This is a genomic window from Dehalococcoidales bacterium (genome assembly GCA_028716225.1).
Classification (GTDB): Bacteria; Chloroflexota; Dehalococcoidia; order Dehalococcoidales; family UBA5760; genus UBA5760.
This window is the reverse complement of the sequence record JAQUQE010000003.1, coordinates 167,222-193,129: the sequence shown is the minus strand read 5'-3', so window position 1 is coordinate 193,129 and position 25,908 is coordinate 167,222. Positions and strand designations below refer to the sequence as shown.

General features: G+C 51.3%; 31 protein-coding genes. 9 read left to right on the top strand and 22 right to left on the bottom strand.

Annotated features, from left to right (window positions below; all coding sequences use genetic code 11):
• The 6 genes from PHI12_03550 to PHI12_03525 all read left to right on the top strand — a co-directional run.
• A partial coding sequence (locus PHI12_03550; protein ID MDD5509876.1) for a formate--tetrahydrofolate ligase occupies positions 1–448 on the top strand: 448 nt, incomplete at its 5' end.
• A gap of 407 nt (positions 449–855) precedes the next feature.
• A complete protein-coding gene (locus PHI12_03545) occupies positions 856–1,299 on the top strand; it encodes a DNA-binding protein (GenBank protein MDD5509875.1) in 444 nt (147 codons plus the stop codon).
• 151 nt (positions 1,300–1,450) lie between these two features.
• Positions 1,451–2,728 carry a serpin family protein gene (locus PHI12_03540; protein MDD5509874.1) on the top strand — a complete coding sequence of 426 codons (1,278 nt, stop codon included), beginning with the start codon at positions 1,451–1,453 and terminating at the stop codon, positions 2,726–2,728.
• A 251-nt stretch (positions 2,729–2,979) separates the two neighbouring features.
• Entirely contained in the window at positions 2,980–3,375 is a 396-nt protein-coding gene (locus PHI12_03535) for a DegV family protein (protein MDD5509873.1), read from the top strand.
• Positions 3,372–3,851: a DegV family protein gene (locus PHI12_03530; protein MDD5509872.1), complete on the top strand. Its 480-nt coding sequence runs from the start codon at positions 3,372–3,374 to the stop codon at positions 3,849–3,851. Before PHI12_03535 ends, PHI12_03530 begins: the two co-directional genes overlap by 4 nt.
• Positions 3,852–3,930: 79 nt before the next feature.
• Positions 3,931–4,752: a Cof-type HAD-IIB family hydrolase gene (locus PHI12_03525; GenBank protein MDD5509871.1), complete on the top strand. Its 822-nt coding sequence runs from the start codon at positions 3,931–3,933 to the stop codon at positions 4,750–4,752.
• A 28-nt stretch (positions 4,753–4,780) separates the two neighbouring features.
• Here PHI12_03525 and PHI12_03520 read toward each other — a convergent pair whose 3' ends face one another.
• The 11 genes from PHI12_03520 to ispD all read right to left on the bottom strand — a co-directional run bounded on the left by PHI12_03520 (position 4,781) and on the right by ispD (position 14,490).
• Positions 4,781–5,692: an MBL fold metallo-hydrolase gene (locus PHI12_03520; protein ID MDD5509870.1), complete on the bottom strand. Its 912-nt coding sequence runs from the start codon at positions 5,690–5,692 to the stop codon at positions 4,781–4,783.
• A gap of 34 nt (positions 5,693–5,726) precedes the next feature.
• On the bottom strand, positions 5,727–6,311 hold the full coding sequence (locus tag PHI12_03515) for a flavin reductase family protein (GenBank protein MDD5509869.1): 585 nt from the start codon (positions 6,309–6,311) through the stop codon (positions 5,727–5,729).
• Between the two features lie 125 nt (positions 6,312–6,436).
• Positions 6,437–7,309, bottom strand: a complete 873-nt coding sequence (locus tag PHI12_03510) for a hypothetical protein (GenBank protein ID MDD5509868.1) — start codon at positions 7,307–7,309, stop codon at positions 6,437–6,439.
• Positions 7,310–7,399: 90 nt separating this feature from the next.
• Positions 7,400–8,380 carry a 50S ribosome-binding GTPase gene (locus tag PHI12_03505; protein MDD5509867.1) on the bottom strand — a complete coding sequence of 327 codons (981 nt, stop codon included), beginning with the start codon at positions 8,378–8,380 and terminating at the stop codon, positions 7,400–7,402.
• A gap of 5 nt (positions 8,381–8,385) precedes the next feature.
• Positions 8,386–10,200: an excinuclease ABC subunit UvrC gene (gene uvrC / locus PHI12_03500; protein ID MDD5509866.1), complete on the bottom strand. Its 1,815-nt coding sequence runs from the start codon at positions 10,198–10,200 to the stop codon at positions 8,386–8,388.
• A 9-nt stretch (positions 10,201–10,209) separates the two neighbouring features.
• Positions 10,210–10,524: a YbjQ family protein gene (locus PHI12_03495; GenBank protein ID MDD5509865.1), complete on the bottom strand. Its 315-nt coding sequence runs from the start codon at positions 10,522–10,524 to the stop codon at positions 10,210–10,212.
• Between the two features lie 341 nt (positions 10,525–10,865).
• The gene (locus tag PHI12_03490) at positions 10,866–11,078 is read right to left on the bottom strand and encodes a hypothetical protein (GenBank protein ID MDD5509864.1); all 213 of its coding nucleotides are present in this window, start codon (positions 11,076–11,078) and stop codon (positions 10,866–10,868) included.
• Between the two features lie 7 nt (positions 11,079–11,085).
• Positions 11,086–12,531, bottom strand: coding sequence for a cysteine--tRNA ligase (cysS, locus tag PHI12_03485; GenBank protein ID MDD5509863.1), 1,446 nt, complete (start codon positions 12,529–12,531; stop codon positions 11,086–11,088).
• Entirely contained in the window at positions 12,518–13,168 is a 651-nt protein-coding gene (gene cysE, locus PHI12_03480; protein ID MDD5509862.1) for a serine O-acetyltransferase, read from the bottom strand. The genes cysS and cysE overlap by 14 nt, the downstream gene beginning before the upstream one ends.
• Before the next feature lie 145 nt (positions 13,169–13,313).
• Entirely contained in the window at positions 13,314–13,787 is a 474-nt protein-coding gene (gene ispF, locus PHI12_03475; GenBank protein ID MDD5509861.1) for a 2-C-methyl-D-erythritol 2,4-cyclodiphosphate synthase, read from the bottom strand.
• 1 nt (position 13,788) lies between these two features.
• Entirely contained in the window at positions 13,789–14,490 is a 702-nt protein-coding gene (gene ispD, locus PHI12_03470; protein ID MDD5509860.1) for a 2-C-methyl-D-erythritol 4-phosphate cytidylyltransferase, read from the bottom strand.
• A 299-nt stretch (positions 14,491–14,789) separates the two neighbouring features.
• Here ispD and PHI12_03465 point away from each other — a divergent pair, with 299 nt between their 5' ends.
• Positions 14,790–15,686, top strand: coding sequence for a hypothetical protein (locus PHI12_03465; GenBank protein MDD5509859.1), 897 nt, complete (start codon positions 14,790–14,792; stop codon positions 15,684–15,686).
• 9 nt (positions 15,687–15,695) lie between these two features.
• On the opposite strand, the gene PHI12_03460 is transcribed toward PHI12_03465, so the two are convergent.
• The 7 genes from PHI12_03460 to PHI12_03430 form a co-directional block, all read right to left on the bottom strand.
• Positions 15,696–17,060, bottom strand: coding sequence for a cation:proton antiporter (locus PHI12_03460; GenBank protein MDD5509858.1), 1,365 nt, complete (start codon positions 17,058–17,060; stop codon positions 15,696–15,698).
• Positions 17,061–17,285: 225 nt separating this feature from the next.
• Positions 17,286–18,473: a mechanosensitive ion channel gene (locus PHI12_03455; protein MDD5509857.1), complete on the bottom strand. Its 1,188-nt coding sequence runs from the start codon at positions 18,471–18,473 to the stop codon at positions 17,286–17,288.
• Between the two features lie 109 nt (positions 18,474–18,582).
• A complete protein-coding gene (gene radA, locus PHI12_03450) occupies positions 18,583–19,986 on the bottom strand; it encodes a DNA repair protein RadA (protein MDD5509856.1) in 1,404 nt (467 codons plus the stop codon).
• A gap of 181 nt (positions 19,987–20,167) precedes the next feature.
• Positions 20,168–20,650 carry a cyclic pyranopterin monophosphate synthase MoaC gene (gene moaC, locus PHI12_03445; protein ID MDD5509855.1) on the bottom strand — a complete coding sequence of 161 codons (483 nt, stop codon included), beginning with the start codon at positions 20,648–20,650 and terminating at the stop codon, positions 20,168–20,170.
• A 3-nt stretch (positions 20,651–20,653) separates the two neighbouring features.
• Entirely contained in the window at positions 20,654–21,640 is a 987-nt protein-coding gene (gene moaA / locus PHI12_03440; GenBank protein MDD5509854.1) for a GTP 3',8-cyclase MoaA, read from the bottom strand.
• Positions 21,637–22,281: an RdgB/HAM1 family non-canonical purine NTP pyrophosphatase gene (gene rdgB / locus PHI12_03435; GenBank protein ID MDD5509853.1), complete on the bottom strand. Its 645-nt coding sequence runs from the start codon at positions 22,279–22,281 to the stop codon at positions 21,637–21,639. The genes moaA and rdgB overlap by 4 nt, the downstream gene beginning before the upstream one ends.
• A complete protein-coding gene (locus PHI12_03430; GenBank protein MDD5509852.1) occupies positions 22,259–22,540 on the bottom strand; it encodes a GYD domain-containing protein in 282 nt (93 codons plus the stop codon). The genes rdgB and PHI12_03430 overlap by 23 nt, the downstream gene beginning before the upstream one ends.
• Before the next feature lie 130 nt (positions 22,541–22,670).
• Between PHI12_03430 and hisA the strand changes: the two genes are divergently transcribed.
• Together hisA and hisI are read left to right on the top strand one after the other, a co-directional pair.
• Positions 22,671–23,480 carry a 1-(5-phosphoribosyl)-5-[(5-phosphoribosylamino)methylideneamino]imidazole-4-carboxamide isomerase gene (gene hisA, locus PHI12_03425; GenBank protein ID MDD5509851.1) on the top strand — a complete coding sequence of 270 codons (810 nt, stop codon included), beginning with the start codon at positions 22,671–22,673 and terminating at the stop codon, positions 23,478–23,480.
• A gap of 115 nt (positions 23,481–23,595) precedes the next feature.
• The gene (gene hisI / locus PHI12_03420; GenBank protein MDD5509850.1) at positions 23,596–23,943 is read left to right on the top strand and encodes a phosphoribosyl-AMP cyclohydrolase; all 348 of its coding nucleotides are present in this window, start codon (positions 23,596–23,598) and stop codon (positions 23,941–23,943) included.
• Between the two features lie 6 nt (positions 23,944–23,949).
• Here hisI and PHI12_03415 read toward each other — a convergent pair whose 3' ends face one another.
• From PHI12_03415 to rplU, 4 genes are all read right to left on the bottom strand, one after another.
• A complete protein-coding gene (locus PHI12_03415; GenBank protein MDD5509849.1) occupies positions 23,950–24,831 on the bottom strand; it encodes a DUF1385 domain-containing protein in 882 nt (293 codons plus the stop codon).
• Positions 24,832–24,910: 79 nt separating this feature from the next.
• Positions 24,911–25,117 carry a 50S ribosomal protein L31 gene (rpmE, locus tag PHI12_03410; protein ID MDD5509848.1) on the bottom strand — a complete coding sequence of 69 codons (207 nt, stop codon included), beginning with the start codon at positions 25,115–25,117 and terminating at the stop codon, positions 24,911–24,913.
• A gap of 4 nt (positions 25,118–25,121) precedes the next feature.
• Entirely contained in the window at positions 25,122–25,376 is a 255-nt protein-coding gene (gene rpmA, locus PHI12_03405; protein MDD5509847.1) for a 50S ribosomal protein L27, read from the bottom strand.
• 5 nt (positions 25,377–25,381) lie between these two features.
• The gene (gene rplU / locus PHI12_03400) at positions 25,382–25,726 is read right to left on the bottom strand and encodes a 50S ribosomal protein L21 (protein MDD5509846.1); all 345 of its coding nucleotides are present in this window, start codon (positions 25,724–25,726) and stop codon (positions 25,382–25,384) included.
• Between the last annotated feature and the right edge of the window lie 182 nt (positions 25,727–25,908).

Genomic DNA, 25,908 nt, shown 5'->3' with positions numbered 1-25,908 from the left:
GGCACATGGTGGCGAGGGGGCACTTGAACTTGCTGATGCTGTAGTTGATGCCTGCAATGAAGAAACTAATTTTAAGTTTCTATATCCTATGGATATGAAACTTCGCCAGCGTGTCGATCGAGTCGCACGAATAGTCTATGGGGCTGAAGGTGTAGTATGGTCTTTAGAAGCGGAAGCCAAAGCTAGGCGATTTGAGTCAGACACAAAATACGACGATTATATGACAGTAATGGTCAAAACTCATCTTTCCTTATCTCATGACTCAACACTAAAAGGTGTTCCCAAAGGATGGGTATTGCCAATAAGAGACGTGCTGATTTACTCCGGAGCTAGATTTCTTTGTCCGGTTGCTGGTAATATCAGCCTTATGCCTGGAACTTCATCTAATCCAGCTTTCCGAAGGGTTGATGTCAACGTTAAGACAGGTAAGGTAACAGGTCTATTTTGATTCTTTCTGTTTGTAATGATATCGGAATTAGATGAGTATAAGTAGCCTTGTAGTTTGGCTTCTAAAATAGGTTATTAGATATCAATCATGCTGCAAATATTATTATTTAATTGAAGAGGCGATGGTATTTTCTATCCTTAGAAGCGCCGACAATAAATAAAGCTCAGTGCAACGAGGCAGTCGGTAATAATCAACCCCGCTCCCACCCCGGTTAGCCCCTATCGTCAAGGAGGAGTTGCTCCTGTTGCAAATCGAACCGGCGGCCTTGATACCTCTGGAAAAAGAAGTGTGTCAATACGATGTTGAGTTAAGGCCATTGCTCGATTTGCCCGGCAGCTGGTAGCCTTGACAAAACCATAGAGCTCAACTAGAGTTTTATCTACCGGTTGAAAGCGAGGAGATTTACGATGAAGTCCGTTCAGGGAAAGCTGGGCAGGGTCTTTGTGATTAGGCTGGAGGACGGGGATGTGGTACCCGAGTGCATCGAGCGTTTTGCTGAAAAGAACGGGGTATCGGTAGGGCAAGCCGTTCTGGTCGGCGGTATCGGAGGCGGCGAAATCGTTGTTGGTCCGCGGTGCTCACGTGAGATGCCCCCGCAGCCCATGTTCCTGCCTGTTGACGAAGCACACGAGGTGTTAGGGGTGGGCATACTTGCCCCCGATGAGAACGGAAAACCGGTACTACACATACACGCTGCGCTGGGTCGGTCGGGGCATACTATGAGCGGATGCTTAAGACCCGGCGTTGAGACCTGGCTGGTGGGAGAGGTCATCCTGTATGAGATTCTTGGGGCGAAGGCAACGCGGGTCAGAGACACGAAGACCGGTTTTTCACTTCTGGAGCCTGGATAAAGATAGCAGTGATATCATAATTCAGACTGAGGGATACCCGCGGAGTAGTACCATCAGGTTCCGGGCTTAGAAGGCCTAACAAAAATTCGATCCGGTCGTTATAAATATCAAGCGTAACCCAACCTGAGATATTAGCTTGAGGTAGATGGCAATGAAAAGAACGTCGGTTTTAGCAGCGATAATGGTCGTAATGATCGGTTTGACCGCCTGTACGCAACCGGCATCAGGTGAGGTAATTCAGTCGGAGAAGCCGCGGTCAACCTCACCGGATGTCAGTCAGGCCGAACTGGCAGCTCTGGTCGACGGCAACAGCGCCTTTGCTTTCGATTTGTATCAGGAACTAAGAAAAGAAGATGACGATAACCTTTTTTATTCTCCCTACAGCATATCGCTGGCACTGGCGATGACATATGCCGGCGCTCGCAGTGAAACCGCGCAACAGATGTCGGATGCCCTCCGCTTCAGTCTTCCCCAAGATCGCCTGCACCCGGCCTTCAACAGCCTTGATATCGAACTAGCCCAACGTGGTGCAGCCAGCCAGGGCAAGGATGGCGATGGCTTTCGGCTGAACATTGTCAACGCCATCTGGGGACAGAAGAACTACCAGTTTCTCAACCAGTTCCTTGATGTACTGGCTGAAAACTACGGTGCGGGTTTGAGAATTCTTGATTTCGCGGGCGCACCGGAAGAGTCCCGCACCATTATCAACGACTGGGTCAGTGACCAGACGGAAGGGCGAATCGAAGACCTGATTCCACAGGGCCTGATCAACGCACTGACCCGTCTTGTCCTTACCAATGCCATATACTTCAACGCGGCATGGCAGTATCCCTTTGCAGAAGAGGCGACCGGCGACGGCACCTTCTATCTACTCGAGGGCAATGAAATAATTGTGTCGATGATGAGGCAGACCGAATCATTCGGCTACGCCGATGGTGATGGCTATCAGGCGATCGAACTGCCATATGACGGCCGTGAACTCTCGATGGTAGTCTTACTGCCCGCACGAGACCATTTCGAATCATTCGAAGCATCGTTAGACGCACAGCAGGTAGACGCCATACTGGGAAGCCTGCAACAAAGGGAAATAAACCTGACAATGCCCAGATTTGAATTCGAGTCAGACTTTAGTCTCAAGAAGACCCTCTCAGCACTAGGAATGCCGGTCGCCTTCTCGGCAGACGCAGACTTCTCCGGCATGACGGGCGACCGAGACCTGTTCATTGCAGACGTGGTGCACAAGGCATTCGTCTCTGTAGATGAAGCCGGGACAGAAGCAGCCGCCGCCACCGCCGTAGCGATGGAACTGACCGCAGCTCCGGATATGCCTATCAATGTTAACGTTGATCATCCCTTCGTCTTCCTGATTCGCGACATTGAGACCGGAGCGATACTGTTTGTTGGCCGTGTGGTAAACCCGGGTGCCTAACCCATCCGGGTAACCCGTAACGCATACCTTCGGATAATACTTGCTCAAACTGGCCGGCTGTCTTCGCGACGAATCGTATCATCCGGATTATGCTATACTAGAGAAAACATCGCTCAATTGACTGTTTCGTTGGCGGGACAACAGGCAAATCACTCGACATAGTTACCGAGCGAGCGGTAAAAAATCTATGTACGAAAGACAAAGTTGAGCACACTGTACTGGTTTTTCGGTAATCATTAAGGAGGTGACAAATGTCCAATATTGCCGTTATGACTGATACCGTGAGTTATTTCCCTGCAGAAATCGCCAGTAAATACAAACTCCTACAAGCACCTGTTCACATCCTTATGGACGGTGAGTCGTACCCTGAGAATGAGATAGACCTGGTACAATTCTACAAGAAGATACCGAAATGGAAGGAAGAAGGAAACCTGCCGACGACTTCATCCCCCTCCCCCGACGATTTTGTCAGTGCATACCGCAAGCTGAGCAAGGAACATGAATCTATAATATATATTGGCTATAGTGAACATCTCGGTATGGCGGTAAAGTCAGCTCTTCTGGCAAAGGACCTGGTAAAAGATGAGTTATCCAAAACCAGGATAGAAATTCTTGACTCAAAGAGCTGGGGCGGAGCCCAAAAATGATGATAACGCTGGAACTCGCCAAGGCGAATGCTGCCGGAAGCAACCTCAAGGAATTATTGGGATTGGCCAGTGATATGACAACAAAGGTAAATCTCGTTATCTTATCGGACAATCTTTATTATCTGGCGAAGGGCGGTAGAATCCACAAAGCACGACCATGGGCAAACTCTAAGGTCAGCAATACCGCCATCTTGAAGCTCGATGCTTCTACGGAAGGAAAAACCAGTCCTATCGCAAGGTGCCGGACCAAAGGCGAGACACTCAAGACGCTGTTCAGTCTGGTACGGGGCAATCATCCTGATAGCAGATTACACTTCGCCATTAATCATGCCGATGCTATGGCCGAAGCCGAGCAGATTAAGGAGGAGGTTTTAGCGCAGTTCCGGTGCGAAGAGGTATTCATCAGCAATATCGGCCCCCTGGTTACGATTCATACCGGTCTGGGCACCCGCGTTCTGAGCTGGTGGGCAGAATAGAATCCTATCCAGAATACGGCGGTGATACGCTTGTGATTGATTATGGGTCTCCATTTATACCAGACATCAAGGAGAAGCTTTGGCGGATAAACCCTACCGGCTTTTAGTCATAGATATCGACGGGACCCTGGTCGATAAGAACGGCACCATTACACCTGAGAATAGAGAAGCCTTAACCATGGTCAGCCGCCTGGGGATAATGATTTCCCTATCCACCGGACGCGCCATTCGAGCCTGTCTGAGCCTGATCAGTCAACTGGACTTAGACGGCTACCACATCTTCTTTGATGGCGCCCTAGTGAGCACTCCCGGCCACGATAAGGAGGTCTATGCTCAACCACTCTGCCGGGAAACGGTGAAACAGGCAGTCGAGTTCGCCCACGAAAATAATATCAGTATCGACCTGTACTCAGCGAGCCACTACTTTGTCGAAAAGGAAAGCTGGTCATCAGATATTCACAATAAGTTCTTTGGTATCGAGCCGACGATAACCGACTTCAATGGCATCTGGGAGCGAGAGAGAATTATCAAGGGGGGAATGGTCGCTACCTCTCCTCGAGAAGCGGCTAAAGTGCGAGCCATCCGCGACAGGTTCAACTCCAGCCTCCACTTCTCCCGAGTCAGAACGCCAAGCTATCCCGGGGTCGACTTCATCAATATAGTTGCTCCCGGAGTATCGAAAGGAACAGCCCTGGAAGCGCTGGCTAAATATCTAGGCATAAGCTCAAGCGAGATTATGGCTATCGGAGACGGAGAAAATGACATTCCCCTCATTACTTCGGCCGGTCTGGGCATCGCAATGGGTAACGCCCCTGACGAAGTTAAGGCAATCGCCGACGAGATAACCCTGGATATCGAGCACAACGGCCTGGCGGCAGCAGTGGAAAAATTTCTGCTGTAGTATCATACCCCGTTCTGCAGCCCGCCCTCTAACCGTTAGCAGATCGGGAAAGACCATTGATGCTGTTGATAAGCAGCCTATATTGCACTTCATAACTCTCCCTTTCCAGACCATCCAGGTAATCCAGGCTGCTATCCTTCTCCCGGAGTGTAGCGAGTATATCCTCCGGACACCTCCCTGCCCTGGCTTCTAAGCTAATAATCCTGTACCACTCAAGAATCTGTTTACGGATAAAGGTAAGCCTCTCCGGTGCGTTATCGTAGCAACCGAAGTGGCCGTAGCATATCCGCTGAGGCTTGAGCGCCGTCAGCTTATCTATTGAGTCCAGAGCCTGTGACAACCGGAAGGGAGGTGGCGTCGCCGGCCTGATATTCCCATTAAGACAGACGCCAGCCGCCTCGCCGGCAATAAGTACACCGCCTGCTCTATCATAAAGGCTCAGGTGATGCGGGGCATGCCCCGGGGTAAAATATAGCTCCAGCACCATGCCCTGCCCCAGATCGAGCTCCATCCCATCCCTGGCATCCAATACTTTACCCTCAGGGACCGGTTCAATCCGGCCGTACTGGGCAGCCAGACTGCCCAGTGTCTTGCAGCTAGCCACCCAGAGCATCTCAGGGTCAATCAGGTGGGGACGGGCACGGGGGTGAGCGATAACCCTGGCCCGGGGCAGTTCCTTAATCAGCGCACCGATGCCACCAGCGTGATCGATATGGATATGAGTCAGTACTACATAGTCAACGGCATCACGGCTTATGCCAAGACCGGTTATCAAGCGAAGCAGGTTGGGCATCGCCGCAGCGGGGCCGACATCAACAATGACATTTCTTGCCCCGCAGAACAGGTAAGAACCGATGAATCTCTCGTGCCCGGCTACCGGTGGCCGGAGATCCAGGAACCTAAGAGCTGGTGTAATGGTATATACCGCATCTGCGACCACGCCTTTTCCTCAGCATTTCACACTCTTCTCATACTTAGGGGTGCTTTTTTACCTTGATCTCCTTACCGCAACTGAATGCCATGGCGATGACCTCTCCCAGAACCCGATATTGACTGTCCGGAGAGGTAATATAGGCCAGAGGTCTAATCTTCCCGATATCCGGCTTATTCCCGGTAAGACATTCCTCCGAGATATGGGTCTCCTCAATTCGGCCGACAAAGAGTGAATGACTGCCCAGATCGAGGGTATGCACCACCCGGCACTCCAAATTAACCGGGCACTGCTCAATAAGCGGGGCATTACCCAGTTTGCCATAGAAGACATCAAAATTACAGGCGGCTATTTTATCAACCCTGGTACCGGAGACCAATCCGCAGTAGTCTGCCTCCCTCACCATATCAGCCGAGGGAATATTCACAGAAAAAGTACCGCTTTGCTTTATACCATCGTGCGTGTAACGCTGGTGCCGCACGGCAACCGATACCATAGGTGGCTCACCATTGGCAATACCGCCCCAGGCAACCGCCAGAACATTCGGCCGGCCGGCAACATTCGCCCCGACCAATAAAACGGGCATGGGGTAAATCAGGGGCTGCGCCCCCATCTTGACTTTAGCCATCACGCTCCCTCCTTCAGCAAAGGCGAACAGCCGGTAGTTCCAGTAACAACGCTATACCGAACTATAGCACCGGGAAGATACAAAAGCGCACACTTGGTGTAGTTATGTCAACTAACCGGACGCCATCATTGCAGGACCCTTCCGGCCGCGATTACCATCCTCTTCATCTTTTCAAAAGCGACTTCTCTGGGCAGAATGCGTAGTCCGCAGTCAGGGTGAAGAGCAAGACGCTCCGCCGGTACCCTTGTCAGTGCCGTTCTTATCAGCTTCTCTATCTCTTCGACCTCCTCCACCCTGGTGCTCTTGGTATCGATACAGCCCAATCCCAGCACTTTGTCCGAATCCCGAAGCTCGGGAAAGTCTAATATCTCAAGGCTACCATCACCCATGAAAGCATGGGAAAGCATCCTGATACCATCCCACCCCATAAGCTCCTTGAATATCCGGTTGACGTTTCCACAGACATGAAGTGCTACCGGTACTTTAAGCCCCAGAGCTATTCTCTGCACTGCTTCTCTGGCGATATCCATCGGAGCGCCAACAGAAAGGAAGGGCTCATCAATCTGTATCCACTCCGCACCGTTCTGCTCCAGGGCACGGGCGATACCGAGCAGGGCATCAGCGGTATCGAGATAAACCTGCTTGTGCTGGTATCCCCGGTAGTAACCCTCGAGCCTTGAGGAGAAGACCAGCGTTACCGGCCCGGTGATATTGCCCTTCACATGGGGGGCTATACTCCGGGTAACCTCCAGGTCTTCCAGGAAGACCCCAGGGTCTCCCTTCCCTATCTTTCCCTTGATAAAACTCTGGGAGCTACCCGCATCGTAGCGATAGCCTTCGATAGCCCTGGCAAAATACTCTACTATGTCATACCTTGTCTGGCCATCCGTGACCAACTGTATACCGGCATCAAGCTGGTCTTTCACCGAACCAGCTATCGCATCCCTCCCCAAATCGGAATAGCTCAGGGGGTAACTTCCGATCACCGTCGTAAGCATACTAATTATCACACTCCTCTAACCTTTGCCAGCTATTATACTAGACCGGCTTACGACACGACAACATGCTCATACTCTTACCGAAACACATTAGAGGTGCAGTTCGATAACATCACCATCCTGGAGGACATGATTCCGCTTTGCCATCACGCCGTCGTGTTTTCCCGAGCCCCAGATGCGGGCATACTTCAACTTAGCCCGGAAGTCCTTATGCACGGACTCAGCGGCATCGGCGAGCGTGCTCCCCTTCTCCAAGACGATGGGGGCGTTCATCTCGGGTTTCTGTCCGGGGGCTTTGGTATACACCCGGATAATGTCAAGCATCCGGTACACTTCGTAGCGCAGCTCTTCCAGACTGGTCCCCATTTTAGCCGAGATAGAGGTGACCGGCAGCTCTCCGGCATACCTCTTTTTTAATCGCAGGTAGGCGTTCCCGGTGCCATCCTGATCAATCTTATTGCCCACGATCAGAGCTTTCTTATACGAGAGAATAATATCCTCCCCTTCTACCGGCTTTGGATTACCAATGCCTACCCTCATTTGTGTAAGATGTTCCGTAATCTTCTCCACCTGAGCCAGAGGATTACCGGCCAGGTCTATCACCAGAAGCAGGGCATCAGCCCGGATAATCAGATGACGCAGCCACCACTCAACGGGCTGTTCGCCAAATGGCGGAGTATCAATCAACTGTATCTGTATGTTCTCAAACTCCATCATTCCCGGGATAGCAGTACAGGTGGTAAAGGGATACTCTGCTACCGATGAAGAGGCGTTGGTAATACTGGAGACAAGCTGGGACTTCCCGGCATTGGGCATACCGATTACCGCCACTTGAGCAGCACCCTCTTTTTCAATCAGAAGCGAGCTCCGCTTCGTTCCTGATTTCTTCTCCGCCTCCTGGGTCAGCTTGGCAATCCGATGCCTCAGCTCCGCCTTCAGATGATCCGTCCCCTTGTGCTTGGGCATAATCGCCAGCATTTCCTCTAAGGCCATTACCTTATCCTCGACGCTCTTGGCGACACGGAACCTCTTCTCAGCCTCAAAATACTGCGGCGGTAGGTTAGCCGGCATCTTACTTACAGATACTCCTTTACTTTCCTGGCCAGTTCAGGGTTCATATTATCAACGGCGGCCAGTTCATCGGGAGAAGCCCTTCTTATCCCGGCGAGTGAACCAAACCGCCTTAGCAGTGACCGTCTGCGCTTGGGCCCGATACCGGGAACGGCATCGAGGGCTGAAGTAATACCTGCCCGGCTGCGTACTCTCCGGTGATAACCCAGGGCAAAGCGGTGTGCCTCATCCCGGACACGCTCAAGCAACTGAAGTCCCGGTGAGCTGCGGGATAAGACAACAGGCTCCGTCCGCCGGGGGATAAAGATTTCCTCATTTTCTTTAGCCAGACCGATAACGGGTACCGGACCCACGCCAGCCTTATCTATTACAGACAAGGCAGCATTTAGCTGCCCCCTACCTCCGTCAACCAGTATCAGGTCGGGCAGGACCGCCCAATCATCGGCGGCACTGCTAAAGCGCTTGAAACGGCGACCAAGCACTTCGGCAAGCATAGCGTAATCGTCAGCCCCGGACACCGTCTTAATTCTGAAGCGCCGGTAGCGGGAAGTGACCGGACTTCCCTTTTCAAAGACCACCATACTACCCACGGCCAGCTCCCCCTGAATATTAGAGATATCATAGCCCTCCAGACGGTACGGCAGACGGGGGAGATCAAGTTCCCTCTTTATCTCGGTCAGTGCTGACTTAAGAACTTTGGGTGATGCCAGCCGTTTAATCTTGAGTTGTTCCAGCCCCTGCCGGGCATTCTCAGCAACAATATCGACCAGCTCTTTTCTACTACCCCGACGTGGGATCTGAATACGAACACTACCCCCCCGCTTCCTCTGCAGCCAGTTCCCGACAACAACTTTGTCCTCCAGCGGGTGCTGGAGCAGCAACAGAGGAGGTATGCCGGGGGCAGAGTGATAGAACTGCTCGACGAAGCTGGTCATAATCCGAGACGGTTTTTCAGAACTGGTACCCTCCAGAATAAAACTATCCCGTCCCACCAGCCGGCCATCACGAACAAAGAATACCTGAGCATAAGCACGGCTCCTATCCTGGACGAAGGCAATAACATCCTGCTCACCCCTTACCCTAGTCGCCAGCCTCTGTCCTTCAATAACCTGCCTCACCGCCTGGATGCGATCCCTGAGCAGGGCCGCCTTTTCAAAATCAAGGTCCCTGGCCGCCTCCTCCATCCTGCCCACAAGCTCACGGATGATCTTATCCTGCTTGCCCTCAAGGAAAAGGACTATCTGCCGGATCACCTCAGCGTACTCGTCCTTGCTCACCGAACCGATACAAGGCCCGAGGCAACGCCGTATGTAATACTGCAAGCACGGGCGGGGAGCGCTACCCGTAATATTCTTGGCACAAGAACGGGATGGGAAGATTTCTTTCAGTACCTTTAGCGTCTGACGTACCGATCCGGCGCTGGCAAAGGGGCCAAAGTAGCGGCCGCTGTTCTGTTCCAGGCGGCGGGTGACATATATCCTGGGCCAGTCATTATCGGTATCTATTTTGAGGTAAGGGAAAGTCTTATCATCCTTGAGGCTGACATTATAGAGAGGGCGGTGCCTCTTAATCAGGTTCAACTCAAGGATAAGCGCCTCCTGCTCCGATGAGGTGACGAAAAAATCGATATCCCTGACCCGGTTTACCATCCGCCGTGTTTTGGCAGATAGCTTTTGCCCGGAGGTAAAGTATGACCTTACCCGTTTCCCGAGGTTAGCTGCCTTACCGATATAGATAATGTTACCGGCAGCATCCTTCATCAGATAAACGCCGGGAGCAGTCGGCAACTGCTTCAATTGCTCCGTTAGACTATTGGTCAACCCTGGCCTCTACTCCAGCACAACAGCAGTCCCATAGGCAAGCACCTCAGAGGCATTCTGCATTATCATCGATGTCGCCAGCCGCGTGCTGACCACAGCATTGGCCCCTTTAGCCTCAGCATCCTCAACCATACGACCGATAGCCTGCTCCCTGGCTTCAGACATCATCTCGGTGTACTCGCTTATCTCACCCCCAACGATACCCCTGAGTCCGGCCATAATATCCTTGCCGACATGCCTGGCCCGGATGGTATTACCCCTGACCAGCCCGATTGTCTTAACAATCGACCTACCCTCGACACAGTCCGAGGTAGTAATAATCATCTCATGCATGCGATGTCCTCCTAATATCAGTCACAGAAATCATAACCCAGAGGTAAGAAAACATCAAATTAGATGGCAAAAGTTTGAATGTAACCGTATATGGGGTATAGGATACGGCAGGCCGAATTTCCACCGGCCATCAAAACAACCAGCGATATAGCAAAGAATTAAACATTATACTCTCGGCGTTGTTTTCGTGAGGAGCCTGATAGTATCAGTTTTCCTCCCCGGAAGAAAACTGATCTCCAGCACTGATGGTATCATCTAACGGAATTCAGAAAGCAAAACTGGAAAGGCTATTGCACTGAAGAGAACTCTCACGAAAGCCGACATGGGAAAGGTCATTTCTCGACCTCCCCGTGTTCTTTCTTCCGCTTCCTGCTTAACCTGGCCCGGACCATTCTTATCACCAGCACCAGGATCCCCACACCGATGGCAGCCACCGCTATCCGGAGCGCCAGGTGAATATCAGAATTGGCAAAAAACCCCCGGCAGCCGAAGCCAAGCAGCCCCAGCACAACCACACCCAGTACAATAACCCCGATATCATTCATGGATAGCCTACCGTCTATACTTCGCTACCGTACCATTAGTAGTATCTTCCAGAATAATACCGGCTTCATCAAGCCTGCTGCGGACCATATCGGCAAGCTGCCACTCCTTAGCCTGGCGCAGCTGATTACGCAGACTAATCATCTCCTCAATCAACCCTTCCGCCGTCTGCACTGTCTCATCAGCAACAACACGATCGAGTTCCTGATATACCGAGTCTCTAATCCGGGCCACCAGCCCGGCATCAATAACCGGCTTATCCGATGGCTTGAGGGTCAGTCCCAGAATACCGGACAGCTCGACAAGCATTTGTTGTGCGGCAGCAACACGATAACCCGACTCGACAGCGCGGTTAATCTCCCGGGCCAGATCGAACAGGGTAGCCAGCGCCCGCGCCGTATTAAAGTCATCATCCATGGCGGTAACAAACTGGCTGCGGTAAGTATCAATGTCTATCAACCCCTCCCCCTTTCCTACGGTAGCCTCGCTCCGCGCCGCCTGCTGCAACCTCTCCGCAGCCTTCTCCGCCGCCTCAAACGATTCCTCCAGGTAGGTCAGGGGACTCCGGTAATGGGAATTAAGTATAAAGATACGGATAGCGTCGGCACTGTGTCTGGTAAGCGCATCCTTGATGGTGATCAGATTACCCAGGGACTTACTCATCTTTTCATTGCCAAACTGCACCATACCATTATGCAGCCAGTATTTAACAAACGGCTTCTTGCCGGTGAAGCTTTCCGACTGTGCAATCTCATTCTCGTGGTGAGGGAAGACCAGATCCTGACCGCCACCATGAATATCAATAGTATCCCCCAGGTATTTTAGGGACATTGCACTGCACTCAATGTGCCAGCCCGGTCTACCCCTGCCCCATGGGCTCTCCCACCAGGGCTCACCCGGCTTAGCTGCCTTCCAGAGGGCGAAGTCCAGAGAATTTTCCTTCTCCTTATCAAAATCCACATTGCCTCCGGCCATCATAGCCTCCAGGCTACGGTGAGAAAGCTTCCCGTAATCGGGGACGTTACCTACCCGGAAATAGACGCTACCTCCGGCAGGGTAAGCATACCCCATATCTATCAAGCCCCCGATAACCTCAATAATCTTATCTATCTCCTCGGTAGCCCGGGGGTAGATATCGACCCGGCCAACGTTTAAGGCATCCATATCTTCGAAATAGCTTGCGGTGAACCTCTGAGCCAGTTCACTGACCGAACTACCGAGTTTGCCGGCACGGTCGATAAGCTTATCATCAATGTCAGTAATATTTTGCACATACTTTACCTTATAGCCCTTAAATTGGAGGTAACGCCTGATGACATCAAAGATAACATAGCTCATAGCATGTCCAATATGGCTGTCAGCGTAGGGAGTAACCCCGCAGACGTACATCTTGACTTCATTACCCCGGGGTACGAATTCTTCCTTCATTCCAGAGAGAGTATTAAATACCTTCACTTTTTCCCCCTTCAGCTTTGTCCAAGCGCTTTTCAAGTTCTGCTATTCTCATCTCCAGGCGTTCCAGCTGCTCTCCTATCGGGTCTGGTAACCTTTCCACAGTATCGGTATCCGGATTCCTCACCGCTACCACCCGCCCCGGCACCCCGACCACGGTAGCATTAGGCGGTACCGAGTCCAGTACCACCGAACCGGCGCCCACTTTGCTGTTCTCACCAATGGTAATATTCCCGATAAGTTGAGCGCCAACTCCGATCATAACATTGTCCTTCAGGGTGGGATGACGTTTAATCCTCTGAGTGCTGGTACCACCCAGGGTTACCCCCTGGTGCAGAGTAACATTATCGCCAATTTCGGCCGTCTCACCGACGACCACCCCCATACCGTGGTCAATAAACAGGCCCTCTCCGATCTTTGCCCCGGGATGAATCTCGATACCGGTCAGGAAGCGGGTGGCGTAGGCCAACATCATGGGAAGACCGCGAATATGTTTAAGATAGAGGATATGGGCTACTCTATGAAACTGGCGGGCCTGAAACCCGGGATAGGTAAACACCACTCCCACAGCATTTGACGCGGCAGGATCCCTCTCGAGGACAGCCCTGATATCCCTTTTTACGCTGGTAATGAGCGACATTTGACTACATCTCCTTTATGAACTAGTACATGCCTAGCTGCCCCGGTAAGGCCGGGGCTAAGGACAGACGCAGTCATAAATCCCGGGAAGAAGATTAGCTAACAGACCCATCCCATAAACAATAACCATAAACTCTTATCTAGTCCTAAATAGCTTCTATCAGGGCTACTGCCTGAGCCTCGATTCCCTCCCCATTTCCAACAAACCCCAATCCGGCAGAGCTACTTGCCTTAATACTCAGCCTGCCCACATCGATACCCAGCGTATTGCTAAGCTTCAGGCACATCTCCCCAATAAAGCTACCGAGCATGGGCCGCTCAGCCACAATGGTAGCATCAATATTGCCTACCTGCCAACCGTTTTTCGCCAGCTCATCTCTCACTCTTTCCAGTAGAACCAGGCTGGAAATATCTTTATACTTCATATCGCCGGGAGGAAAGTGCCCACCGATATCACCCAGAGATGCTGCCCCGAGCAGGGCATCGATAATAGCATGGGTCAGTACATCGGCGTCACTCCAACCGGTAAGTCCCCTTTCAAAGGGTACCACCACCCCTCCCAACACCAACCTTCGTTCCTCAGCAAAGGGATGAACATCATAGCCTATACCGACACGCACCCTACCCTCCATACTTCTTCACCAGAACCTCGGCCAAAGCCAGATCCCCAGGAGTAGTAATCTTTATATTATCATAAGATCCGGAATACAGTTTAACCGGGCAGCCCATCCGCTCCACCAGCGTGGCATCATCGGTTACCTCACTATCTGCCTTCCGGCAGGCTTCATTGATTATGTCAATACGGAACACCTGAGGAGTCTGCACCGCCCATAGATTATCACGGGGCAAAGTCTCACAAACAAGGCCACCTTCAGCCAGCTTGATGGTGTCACCAACCGGTACCGCCGCCACGGCAGCACCGGTTTCCTCAGCCGCGGCAAGCCCCCGGCTGATCAGATCTTCGGTCAACAGCGGTCTGGCTCCATCATGGATTACTACCCAGCCACAGCCGGTAAGATGGCTCAGTCCGGCAGCTACCGAGTCCTGGCGACGCTCACCCCCGGCACAGACATCGCTTACCTTGGACCATCCTTGCTCGACTACCAGCCGCCGACCCCACTCCAGGTTTAATGCCCCCAAGACGATTACAATCCGCTCAATCAGACGACAGCTCTCGAAGGCATCAACCACCCGGGCCAAAACTGTCCTCCCGCCCAGTAAAGCAGTCAACTTATCCTGCCCTCCCATCCGTCGACTTGAGCCCGCCGCCACAATAACTGCACCTACCCCTGACCGCCCCCCTAATTCAACATTCGGAACCATAACTGATTATAAAGCAAAAGCCGTACTCTATCCAAGCCAGTACGCTTAGATATTCGATGCCCTATCCGTTAGCCCCTGCCTTACCAAAGTCAGGATTGAACGTCAAGGAAAGAAAGATTGATTCTCTCCCATCAACTGGTCCCCCTGCCAATGGAAATGGGATTACCAAAAGGCATTATCACGCCAATATGGCATGCCCGATCAAACATCAATGCAAGGCCCGGTTATTGACAAACTGATCATATTACTGTAAATTGGCTATGCTTCCTAAGTTAAGAATTAGGATAATCATATTTTTAATGATGTTTAAAATATTAAAAAGAAACAGCCTAAACCGTCTGATATTTCTGTTGCCGGTCAGAATAAGTGACGAAATCCTACCGGAAGACAAGGTCAGGATGCTATGCTGCACGGAAAAGGCAGACCTGGTAACGACACTGATTTCCAGGTCAACTTTTGAGATCATTAAGAGTTTCATAAGAGAACTGGAGAAGGCAAGTAAGAAGTACGCGATACTAGGAATTGAAGTCCGCCCCCAAGAATATGTTCCCGTTCCGGTATATATCAACTCCGAACATCTGATGGCTCTGGAGAATATCGCAGAACACGCAATCAATAGAAAAATCATGCCATGGGTCTTGAAGAAGTATGTAACAAACATAATTGCTTTAGGCGATATAAAGAGCAAAGAGACTATAGAGAACTACATAATAAGGGATAATATAGATTCCAATCTTTCTTCTCACGAGCTACTGGGTGGCCTGGAAGGCGCCGGAGATAATTACCTTTCAGATGCTCCCATTCCAATCTATAAAGCACAACTTCACTTCCCCGCGGTAATACTGAAGAAAATTGAGGCGACCGAGCAAAACGAGAATGGATTGCAACGTGTATTGATATTAGATAGTGACGGTGATCTGGTAATTGGCAAAGTGCCAATACATCTACTGGAATCCGAGGAAAGAGAACTCGATACGATCATAAGCAAAGGCGATCTATTGGGGTGCATTACCTACACCAGAGAAAAAAACGGCTACATTTTCAATCACGTGATACTGAACAGACTACAGCAGAATGCCCTCGAGACAATACTACAGCAGTACGAAAAGACCGGCAGCGGAGAACGCCCGATTCCTCTATATGCCCGGGAAGTACTGTCAAGGGCCAGCATAATATTCAAAGTAAGCTCTTACTGACTAAGGTGATCAATCCTTTTTACTGTCACCGAACATCTTATCACCTAATGGCACCACTTTCCCGCCCTCTTCCAGTCTTTTGATATAGCCGTTCGACTGAGAGGTTGCCGCCGGATTTATCAGCCTAACTTTCCTCAAATCCCTGATATTCCCCGAAACAATACTTTGGTATAAGTAAGATACCCGGGCCCTTCCCAATAAAGGTATAATTACCGACGTCACGACAATGCTACTCAGTATGACAATATAGGTAACATCTCGAATCAGTTCACCGCCAATAATACCTTCCTGAGCCGGAATCGAAGCTAATACAGCCGCTGCCAGGCCTTTGGGAATCATTACTGATATTAGAGCGGCCTCTTTCAGTGTAAAAGATCTGCCTACAGTGATTTTAACTGCCGGAATACGTAATACGAATGCCATGAAAGTTATCAATATGCCTATTAGAATAATCCCGGCACTGGAGAACTGAAGCGATATTCCCAAATAGATGAAGAAAAAGGTTTTAAGCAGGAAAGAAGCTTCCGTGAAAAAGGCCCTTTCGGTTTCGGTGAGCCCGACAGGATTACCCGCCAGTGGCTTGCCTAACTTAGGTAGTCTTATCGATTCAATATTACCTATCGTTATGCCAAAAGCTAATGCGGTAATTGCTCCGCTAAAGCCAAGTGTTTCCACCAGACCAAACAGAGCGAATACGATTGCCACAGTAGTAAACATAGCATTTTTCATAGTGTGTATTCTGCGCAATATTAGAGACCATAAGAATGCTCCTCCGAATCCAAAAATAATCGCCACTAAAAAAGATGCTATTAAATCACCCGTTATTGTGCCAACATTGATGCCACCGAGTCCGTAAGCCCCGATCAACGCTAATGTTACGGCAACGCTGAGCACATCGTTGATGGAGGATTCGACAGACAAAAGGGCATGCATTTCTTCGCTAGTTTTTAACTGCTTCACTAACGGAATTATGATTGCTTCCGAAGTTGATGCAACGATAGAACCAATAATCAGAGATGGGATCCAGTCCAGCGGAAGCAATAGGTGTGCGGCAACTCCAACGACTATCATGGTCAGAAAGAAGCTGGCAAAAGCCAGTTTAACTGCTTTACTGAGTGCAGAGCTTAACACCCTCAGCTTAAGAGCGACGCCGCCCTCAAAAAGAATTACTACCAGCGTTATGGTCACAAAAACCGGGCCTACCAAGCCGAAGGATTCAATAGGAACCAGCTTGGATACGGGGCCTAATATGATACCCACAATTATTAGCATCAGGACATCGGGTACCCTGGTACGGTCAAATATATGCACAAAAAAGTGCGCCAGGAATATGAGGCCGCCGACAACAGCTATAACTAAAGCGATGTTATTCATCCGACTTAATTCAACGATGACTATTCATAAACTAGTTAAGGAGGTCCTGCTTATTAGATAATAGTTCAAGCTTACCCGAAGGGTAGCATCATATTATATGGCTAATCTTGCCCCCGTCAATACTCTCCCAGACAATTCTTCTTAAACCAACATTAATAGGAACCAGTTGAAAACGCTACATTATCAGGCAGCAGAAGTGAATAGAGAGTATAAAACAGGGTAGAATTACTTTGCAGTGAGGCTGGTCCCGCAGTGGGCACAGAACCGGCTGCCGGAAAGGTTGGGGCGGGAACAGGATGGACAGGGCAGCCCTTTGCCCATCGGACCGTCGCCAAAATATATCTTTACGTGAGGCCAGGGAATCTCTATCCCCTCCTGGTCAAAGGCCTTCTTCACCCTCTTCCGCAGCTCTCCGGTCACGTCCCACTGCATCAGCGGTTTGGTCTCACCCAATACCTTAATCTCAATACCTGATTCTCCGAAGTTATTTACCCGGAGCACCTTAGGAGCAGTCGTTATCATCCGGCCAAAGATATCGTCTTCGGCCAGGCTGGCACCGACACGGTTGATGACTTCCGTTACATGGTCAAGGTCTTCCCCATAGGCTACCGGGATATCGATATTAACCCGCGACCACTCCTTGGTATAATTGCTGGAAGCACTAATCTCACCGTTGGGTATCGAATGCACGATGCCATCAAGATCCCGCATCACTGTCCTCATTATGTTAACATCCTCGACCAGACCGGTGATGCCGGCAATCCGAACCACATCGCCCTTGTTATACTGATTCTGCATCAATATCAGTGCCCCGCGCAGCATATCCCGGACCAGGCTCTGTGCCCCAAAGCCGATGGCGATACCGACTACTCCGGCGGCCGCCAGGAGCGGGGTAATATTGATACCAACTCTGGAAAGAATCATAAGCACCGCTACCAGTACGATGACGGCAGTAGCCGAACCGGTGAGGAAGCTACTAAGTGTTTGGGATCTTTTTGTCCGTTCCTCCTTGGCATATCGCCCCTTACCAACCCCCTTGACCCAATGATCAACCATCCTGGGTATCAACACCCTGGCCAGGCGGTAGAAGAAATACGCTATCGCAGCGACCGCCAGAATATAGACTCCATGCGTAAGAAACCATACCTCCACTTCGTCCTGAGTTACCATACCCTCGACACCCTGCCGCGAAATAATCACAGCGGCCGCTGCCAGGCCGACAAAGACAAGGCAAATCCAGATAAGCACACGCACAGCGGTAAGCCAGCGTGAATACTTCTTCGCCGGCCCTTTCCTCGTCGCTGTTTTCTTAACCAGAGACTCAGTCCGGTGCATGGTGATGACAAGTGCGACAAGTATCACAATTGACCAGATAAGTATCTCCAGACCATTAGCAGTAAACCACTGCCACATAGTAATACCTCATCCTTTGATTGATTTATAGATTATAAAGGAAAAACGGACTCGTTGCACATAATACTAAACCAGTAGCCGGCCGGTAATCCGTATTAAATGTCCATTCTTAGTCTGCACCGGACTTGCTCTTTTTACCACCCCTAACCAGCCCCAATCCGATTGCTTCCCTAAGTGTAGCAACCGGAATAAGCTCGATGTCCTTATCTTTCACGCTGACCTTACACCCTGTTTCCGGCACCAGACAACGCCTAAAGCCTAACCGGGCAGCTTCACCCACCCGCCTCTCCAACTGAGAGACCGTCCTCAGTTCACCACTCAGGCCTACTTCCCCTACCGCTACCAACCCGGGGGCGACCTCAACATCACGATAACTGGAGGCAATAGCCAGAGCAACTCCCAGGTCAGCCGATGGCTCCCCAACCTTAAGTCCGCCGGTGACATTAGCGATAATATCCTGATTGCCCAGCCTTAATCCAACCCGACGGGAGAGTACCGCAGTAACCAGCAACAGGCGGCCAAAATCAACGCCGTTGGCGGTGCGCCGCGGCAGACCAAAGCTGGTAGGATTGGTCAAGGCCTGAATCTCCGCCAGCAAGGGACGGCTACCTTCGATGGTAGGCACTACCACTGAGCCTACCCTGTGACTCAATCGCCGCGACAGGAATACCTGCGATGGGTCAGACACCTCAAGCAGACCTTCACTCTTCATCTCGAAGATACCAACCTCGTTCGTAGAGCCAAAGCGGTTCTTGACACAACGTAACAAACGATAGGCGCTGAAAGACTCGCCCTCCAGATATAGCACGATATCAACAATGTGCTCCAGTACACGGGGACCGGCGATGGCACCGTCCTTAGTAACATGTCCGGCGATAAAAACAGGGACCGCGTTCTGCTTTGCCCAGTGCATAATCCGCAGGGTACACTCACGCACCTGAGCGATGCTACCCGGCGCTGCCTCAAGTTCAGAGAGGCATACTGTTTGAATGGAATCAATCACCACCAGTATGGGTGACAGCTCGTCAATCCGGCAAAGGATAGCCTCAAGGTCGGTCTCCGCCAGAAGATAGAGGTTATCACCCTTGACCCCGAGGCGATCCGACCGGATCTTAATCTGATGCAACGTCTCTTCACCGGAAACGTAGATCACATTACCCTGCTCCCGAGCGATCAGTGCGGCAGCCTGGAGCAGCAGGGTAGACTTACCGATACCCGGGTCACCGCCAATAAGGGTCAGCGAGCCGGAGACAACTCCTCCTCCCAAGACACGGTTAAATTCGGACAAGGGAAGCGGAAAACGGTCCCGGTCACCGGTGACAATACGGGACAGCTCCTGGGGCGGGTTAAGCGATGAGACCGATGCGGAAGCGGTAGCAACGGTGGACCTGGTCTCAGTAAAAGTATTCCACTGCTGGCAGTTAGGACATCGCCCCAACCACTTGAGACTCTCCTTGCCACACTGCTGACAGACAAAAATGGTACTGGTGCCGGATTTACTTGTTCTCACCATCGTGATAACTTTACCCTATCTTGGAGAGCAAAGCAATCTACTCCTCGTTAATCAATAAAAAAGAGGCAAACAAAACCAGGACAAATACCATGTCAGTATTTTGCTTCGATATCACCAGGTAATTTGAGAAGGAATTTGAAAGAACGGAGCGCGTGAGAGACGAAAGGGAAAAGGTACTAATTCACACGGCATCAAGGTCAATTACACCACTCTTACCACCACTCTTCCTGGCAAGACGGATGCCTTCAATTTTGATGCCACGGTCAACCGCCTTACACATATCATAGATGGTTAAGGCAGCAACCGCCACGGCAGTAAGGGCCTCCATCTCCACACCCGTCTTGCCGATACTCCTCACCGTAGCCGTAATCTCCACAACACAACTGGATTCATCCAGGCTGAAGTCAACCTCAACATCCCCGATAAGCAGCGGATGGCACAGGGGTATCAGGTCCGGCGTCCGCTTGGCTGCCATAATGCCAGCCAGCCGGGCCACCGCCATAACGTCACCCTTGACCACACCACCCTTCTTTATGAGATCGAGGGTAGCCGCCTGCATCCTGACAGCCCCCCTGGCAACTGCCTCACGCTGAGTATCAGGTTTGGCACTGATATCTACCATCTTAGGATGCCCCCGGGCATCCAGGTGGGTTAGCTCTCCCATAAATCAACCCCCTACTTGAGTCATCGGCCGGTCTCCCGGCAAAAACCCCTCAGACAGACGATGACGCAGCGGCTTACTGCTTACCGCAGCAGTTATTAATCGCTTCAGCTCCGATAAAGATATGCCGCTACGAATAGGCTGCTTTAGATCCACCTCATCGTCAGAGAGTAAACAAGGGCGGAGCTTTCCATCAGCCGTAAGACGCAGCCGGTTACAATTAAAACAGAAATGCTCACTGACCGGGCTGATAAAACCAACCGTGCCGCAGGCTCCGGGGAAACGGAAGTACCGGGCCGGCCCATTACCAACCTGTGTTAGACCAGGCTCCAGTTTACCCAACGTCTCAATACGTTTCTTTATCTCGCTGACCGGAACAAAATGAGAGGTGCTGTAAGCTATTCCCGCAGTAGGCATAAATTCAATGAAGCGCACGTGCCACCCTTCTACGATAGTCTTTTTGGCAAAATCAAGGACTTCATCATCGTTAATACCGGCCATAACCACCATATTAATCTTCACCGGACTGAGTCCCACCGACCCGGCACTATCAATACCCCTGAGGACATCGGCAACATCATAACTGCTGCGAGTAATACTCTTGAATCTATCCGACCGGAGGGTATCCAGGCTGATATTGACCCGCTTGAGACCTGCCTGTTTCAGGATAGGAGCATAACTGCCGAGTAGTGTCCCGTTTGTGGTAAGGGAGACATCGTCAATGGTATCCAACCGTACCAGCATTCGTACCAGATCAGCCAGACCCAGCCTCACCAGAGGTTCACCACCGGTAAGCCTGACCCTGCTTATACCCAGATCAGCCGCCGCCCGGACTATGGTGCAAATTTCCTCATAGGTAAGAATATCTCCATGGGATATCTGGCAAATACCATCAGCCGGCATACAGTAGACACAGCGCAGATTACAACGGTCGGTTACCGAAATACGCAGGTAATTTATCGGCCGCTGAAAAGAATCATAAAGTCCGGTCATAATCCCATCTCCATCAGCACCCGGGGCACTTTACCGGCTGCCTGTCCCCGATGACTGATTCTGTCCTTCTCCTCCAGCGATAACTGGGCCATCGTCCTGTCCAACTCGGGAAGATAAAAAATGGGGTCATAGCCAAAGCCTCCTTCTCCCTTCGGCTCAAGACTTATCAGCCCCGGGCACTCGCCATAACAAAACCCCAGCCTTCCATCAGGAGTGGCAACCGCAATAACACAGCGGAAACGGGCAGAACGCCTTCCCCAGGGTACACCCTCGAGTCTGGACAGGAGATAGCTAACCCGGTCGCTGTCCGAAGCCCCTTCACCGGCATAACGTGCCGACAGCCGACCCGGTTCGCCACCCAGGGCATCAACCTCTAACCCGGAATCATCAGCCAGGGCCACTAACCCGCTCTCAGCAGATAATATCACCGCCTTTAGCCTGGCATTCTCCTCCAGGCTTTCTCCTACCTCGTCAACTTCACGGGCAATGCCTCTTTCCTCCAGAGTAACCAGCCTGAAGGAGAGGGCCTGCAGCAGACTCCGGTACTCACGCACCTTAGCCTTGTTGTTCGTCGCCAGGAGCAGACATTGCAGCGAATCTCCGAATCGGCGGCTCTCTTTAGCTGTTACCACAAAACTCATCGAGGGTCATCGCAGCCATGGTCATCGTTTGCATCGTACCTCTTGAGCCAAGCTCGTTGGCTACCCTGGCCACAGCAATATTATCCGGGGCCTCCAGGATATTGACAAAGTCATAGAGACCCAGAACAGCATACTGGGCTATTATCTTAACTCCCATGGCCTCGACCTCTTTATTCACCTCTTTTATTCTCTGGGGATGCGACTTTATCGTCTTTCTTCCTTCATCAGTTAAGGTAGTGAGCATAACGTAGGTCGCCATTGATACCACCTCCGCTATTAGTATCGGCGCCGGAATGGAAGCTCTCTTTCTCCGGCCATTCTAATTTACATATTACTAGAACAGGCAATGACAGTCTAGCAACCGGAACCGACCATGTCAAGATGAGCAGATGAAGAGGACTAATTTCAATGCAACGGTATTTTTATGGTATGATAATGGCTACAAAAACAAGGGATTTAGTTGCGGGAAGGAGACGACAACCATAGAGATAATCCCGGCGATAGATATCAGAAAAGGCAAGTGCGTCCGGCTCTACCAGGGTGATTATGACCAGGAAACGGTATTCTATAATGACCCGGTAGAGGTAGCGCTGGAATGGCAGTCAATGGGAGCACCGAGACTACATATCGTCGACCTTGACGGCGCTGTTGCCGGCAGACTCTGCAATCTGGATATTATCAATGAAATAGCCAGTGCTCTACTGATACCCACCCAGGTAGGCGGCGGCATCCGTCACCTGGAAACAATAGAACAACTGCTAAAAACAGGAGTGGAGCGCGTCATTCTGGGCACATCCGCCGTAGAAGACCCGACGCTGGTTAAAGAGGCGTGCCACAGTTTCAGCGAATCAATTATTGTCTGTATTGATACCAGGAAAGGTAATGTTGCAATACACGGCTGGCAGCAGAAGACCGCACTAGGTGCAACAGAGCTTGCCAGGTCGATGGTCGAGCTGGGGGTAAAGCGTTTTATTCATACCGATATTAGCCGCGACGGCACCCTTACCGAGCCAAACTTCAGCTCCATTAACGAGATGGTCAATGCCGTTAGACTACCTATCATTGCTGCCGGCGGCATCTCATCACTGAATCATCTCAGAATGTTAAAACAACTTGGTGTGGAAGGAGCCATCATCGGCAAGGCGCTCTATACCAAGGACATCAACCTGAAACAGGCCCTGACCACCATCAGTCAATAATTTAAGGATTCTTTTATTCCTAAGAAACAACAAGAGCAGGCTGGAAAACCACGGTAAAGTACATGCCTCCGCTCTTCCCATAGAGAAAAGGCGGGATACCAAAGTAGATAAGGGGGTGAGGACAATAGCTAACCTGAAGTTTAACGAGAAGGGGCTTATACCAGCGATAATTCAGGATGCCGACAGCGGCGAGACGCTGATGCTGGGCTATATGAATGAGGAGGCGCTCCGCCTGACTCTATCCAGCGGCGATGCCTGGTTCTATAGTCGAAGCCGGCAGAAGCTATGGCACAAGGGGGAAACCTCGGGCAACTATATTAGGGTAGTCTCCATCTGGAAGGACTGCGACAGCGACACCATTCTAGTTCAGGCCAGACCGGTCGGCCCGGTATGCCATACCGGCAATAAGACCTGCTTCTTCCAGCGGCTTACCGAGCAAGACCTGACCACCGATAAACCCTGAGGCAGCCTAACCTTCCCCTCCAAGATGATCGACCTCGACGGCTCTTTTTAATGCCGATATGCCGACCTCAAGCTGACTGTCGTCGGGCTCTCTGGTCGTCAGCCGCTGCAGCCAAAGGCCGGGACCCTGGTAAGCCCTGATAAACCTGCTGCCGGTATGCCTGGCGCCAAACTGGGCGATTTCATAGCCGATCCCGGCAATAACCGGGACCAGGGCAACCCGCGACAGCACCATTATCCCCAGCGAAGGCCTCCCGATGAGGGAAAAAACAATGATGGCGATAATCAGAACCACAAACAGAAAGCTGGTACCACAGCGATTATGTGCCGTACTGTATTTCCGCACCGCCTCCAGCTCCAGGGGTACCCCGGCCTCGTAGGCGTTCACCGCCTTGTGCTCAGCGCCATGATAGGCAAACAGCTTCCCCAGTCCGGGGATTACGGTCAGTATTTTAAGGTAAGCCAGGAAAATACCCATGCGAATAAACCCTTCCACCAGATGGAAAACTATCGAGGACTCAATATAGGTGTCCAGCATTCTGGTCAGGAAAAGGGGCGCAATGAAGAAAATGCCAACAGCAAAAGCAATGGAACCGGCCACCATACCACCAATGGCCCAGCTCGACAGCTTCTCTTCTTCCTCTTCCGTGGACACCTCAGCCGAGTAGACGAGGGACTTGATACCCAGCACCATGGTCTCAATCAAGGCCAGAATGCCCCGGATTAGAGGGATCTGCCTTGCCCGGCTGCTCAGGATAGACGGCAGCGACTGGGTATCCAGGGCTATTCCCCCACCGGGACGGCGTACCGCCGTCACCACCACCTTTCGCCCCCGCATCATCACACCGTCGATAACCGCCTGACCGCCGTAATTAAACCTCTTCTCCACAAAAAGTACCCCTCAATAAAAGAAGAAAGGAGCAGCTTTATTGAAGCTGCTCCCGATACCACTAAAAAGCCTCGTGCTACTACCCTTCCAACTTGTAACGCCGCTTGAACCGCTCCACCTGCCCGGCGGTATCCATCATCCTGCGTTCCCCGGTGAAGAACGGGTGGCAGTTGCTGCATACCTCGACCTTAAGCACCTTCCGCGTGGAGCCGGTCACAAAGGTATTGCCGCAGGCACAGATCACCTGGGCATCGGCATAATACTTGGGATGAATCTTATCCTTCATAGTCCTAAACAGCGTACACGCTGGCCTTCCTCTTATTCTTTCCGGCCGGCTCGTATTTAACGACGCCGTCAACAAGGGCAAACAGGGTGTAGTCCTTTCCGACACCGACGTTATTACCCGGGTGAATAGAGGTACCCCGCTGCCGGACCAGGATGGTCCCGGCATTAACAGTCTGTCCGGCGTATCTCTTTACTCCGAGACGCTGGGCATTACTGTCCCGGCCGTTACGTGATGAGCCGCCGCCCTTTTTATGCGCCACTTACATCACCCCTTCTTATCAACGCTACCAGTCTTCCTGGCTTTTACTATCTTATCGATAGTCAGCCGGGTGTAAGGCTGACGGTGTCCCGTTTTCTTGCTGTAGCGTACTTTAGGTTTATACTTGAATACGATAACCTTATCACCCTTACCGTCACCCTGAGAGGTAGCCACTACCTTAGCTCCGTCAACGGTAGGATTACCCACCAATACCTTGTCCCCATCAGCAATAAGCAATACCCTGTCCAGGTCAACGGTGCTACCCTCGGCAACATCAAGCCGCTCCACGTCTACCGTCTGGCCGGGGCTTACCTTATATTGCTTACCACCGGTTTCGATCACAGCGTACATATTTTTTCTCCAAAACAATTAGAAACAAACAACCATTTATTCTAGCAATTACTAATCTGAAGTGTCAAGTAGAGTGTACCTATTCGCTCTGGCCCGATGAATAAGGATCAGGCAGCGTGTACCCGGGGCTGTTTACTGTGGTAGAATTTCTTGCGGAGGGCTAGGCCGTTTCGGCTAGCCCT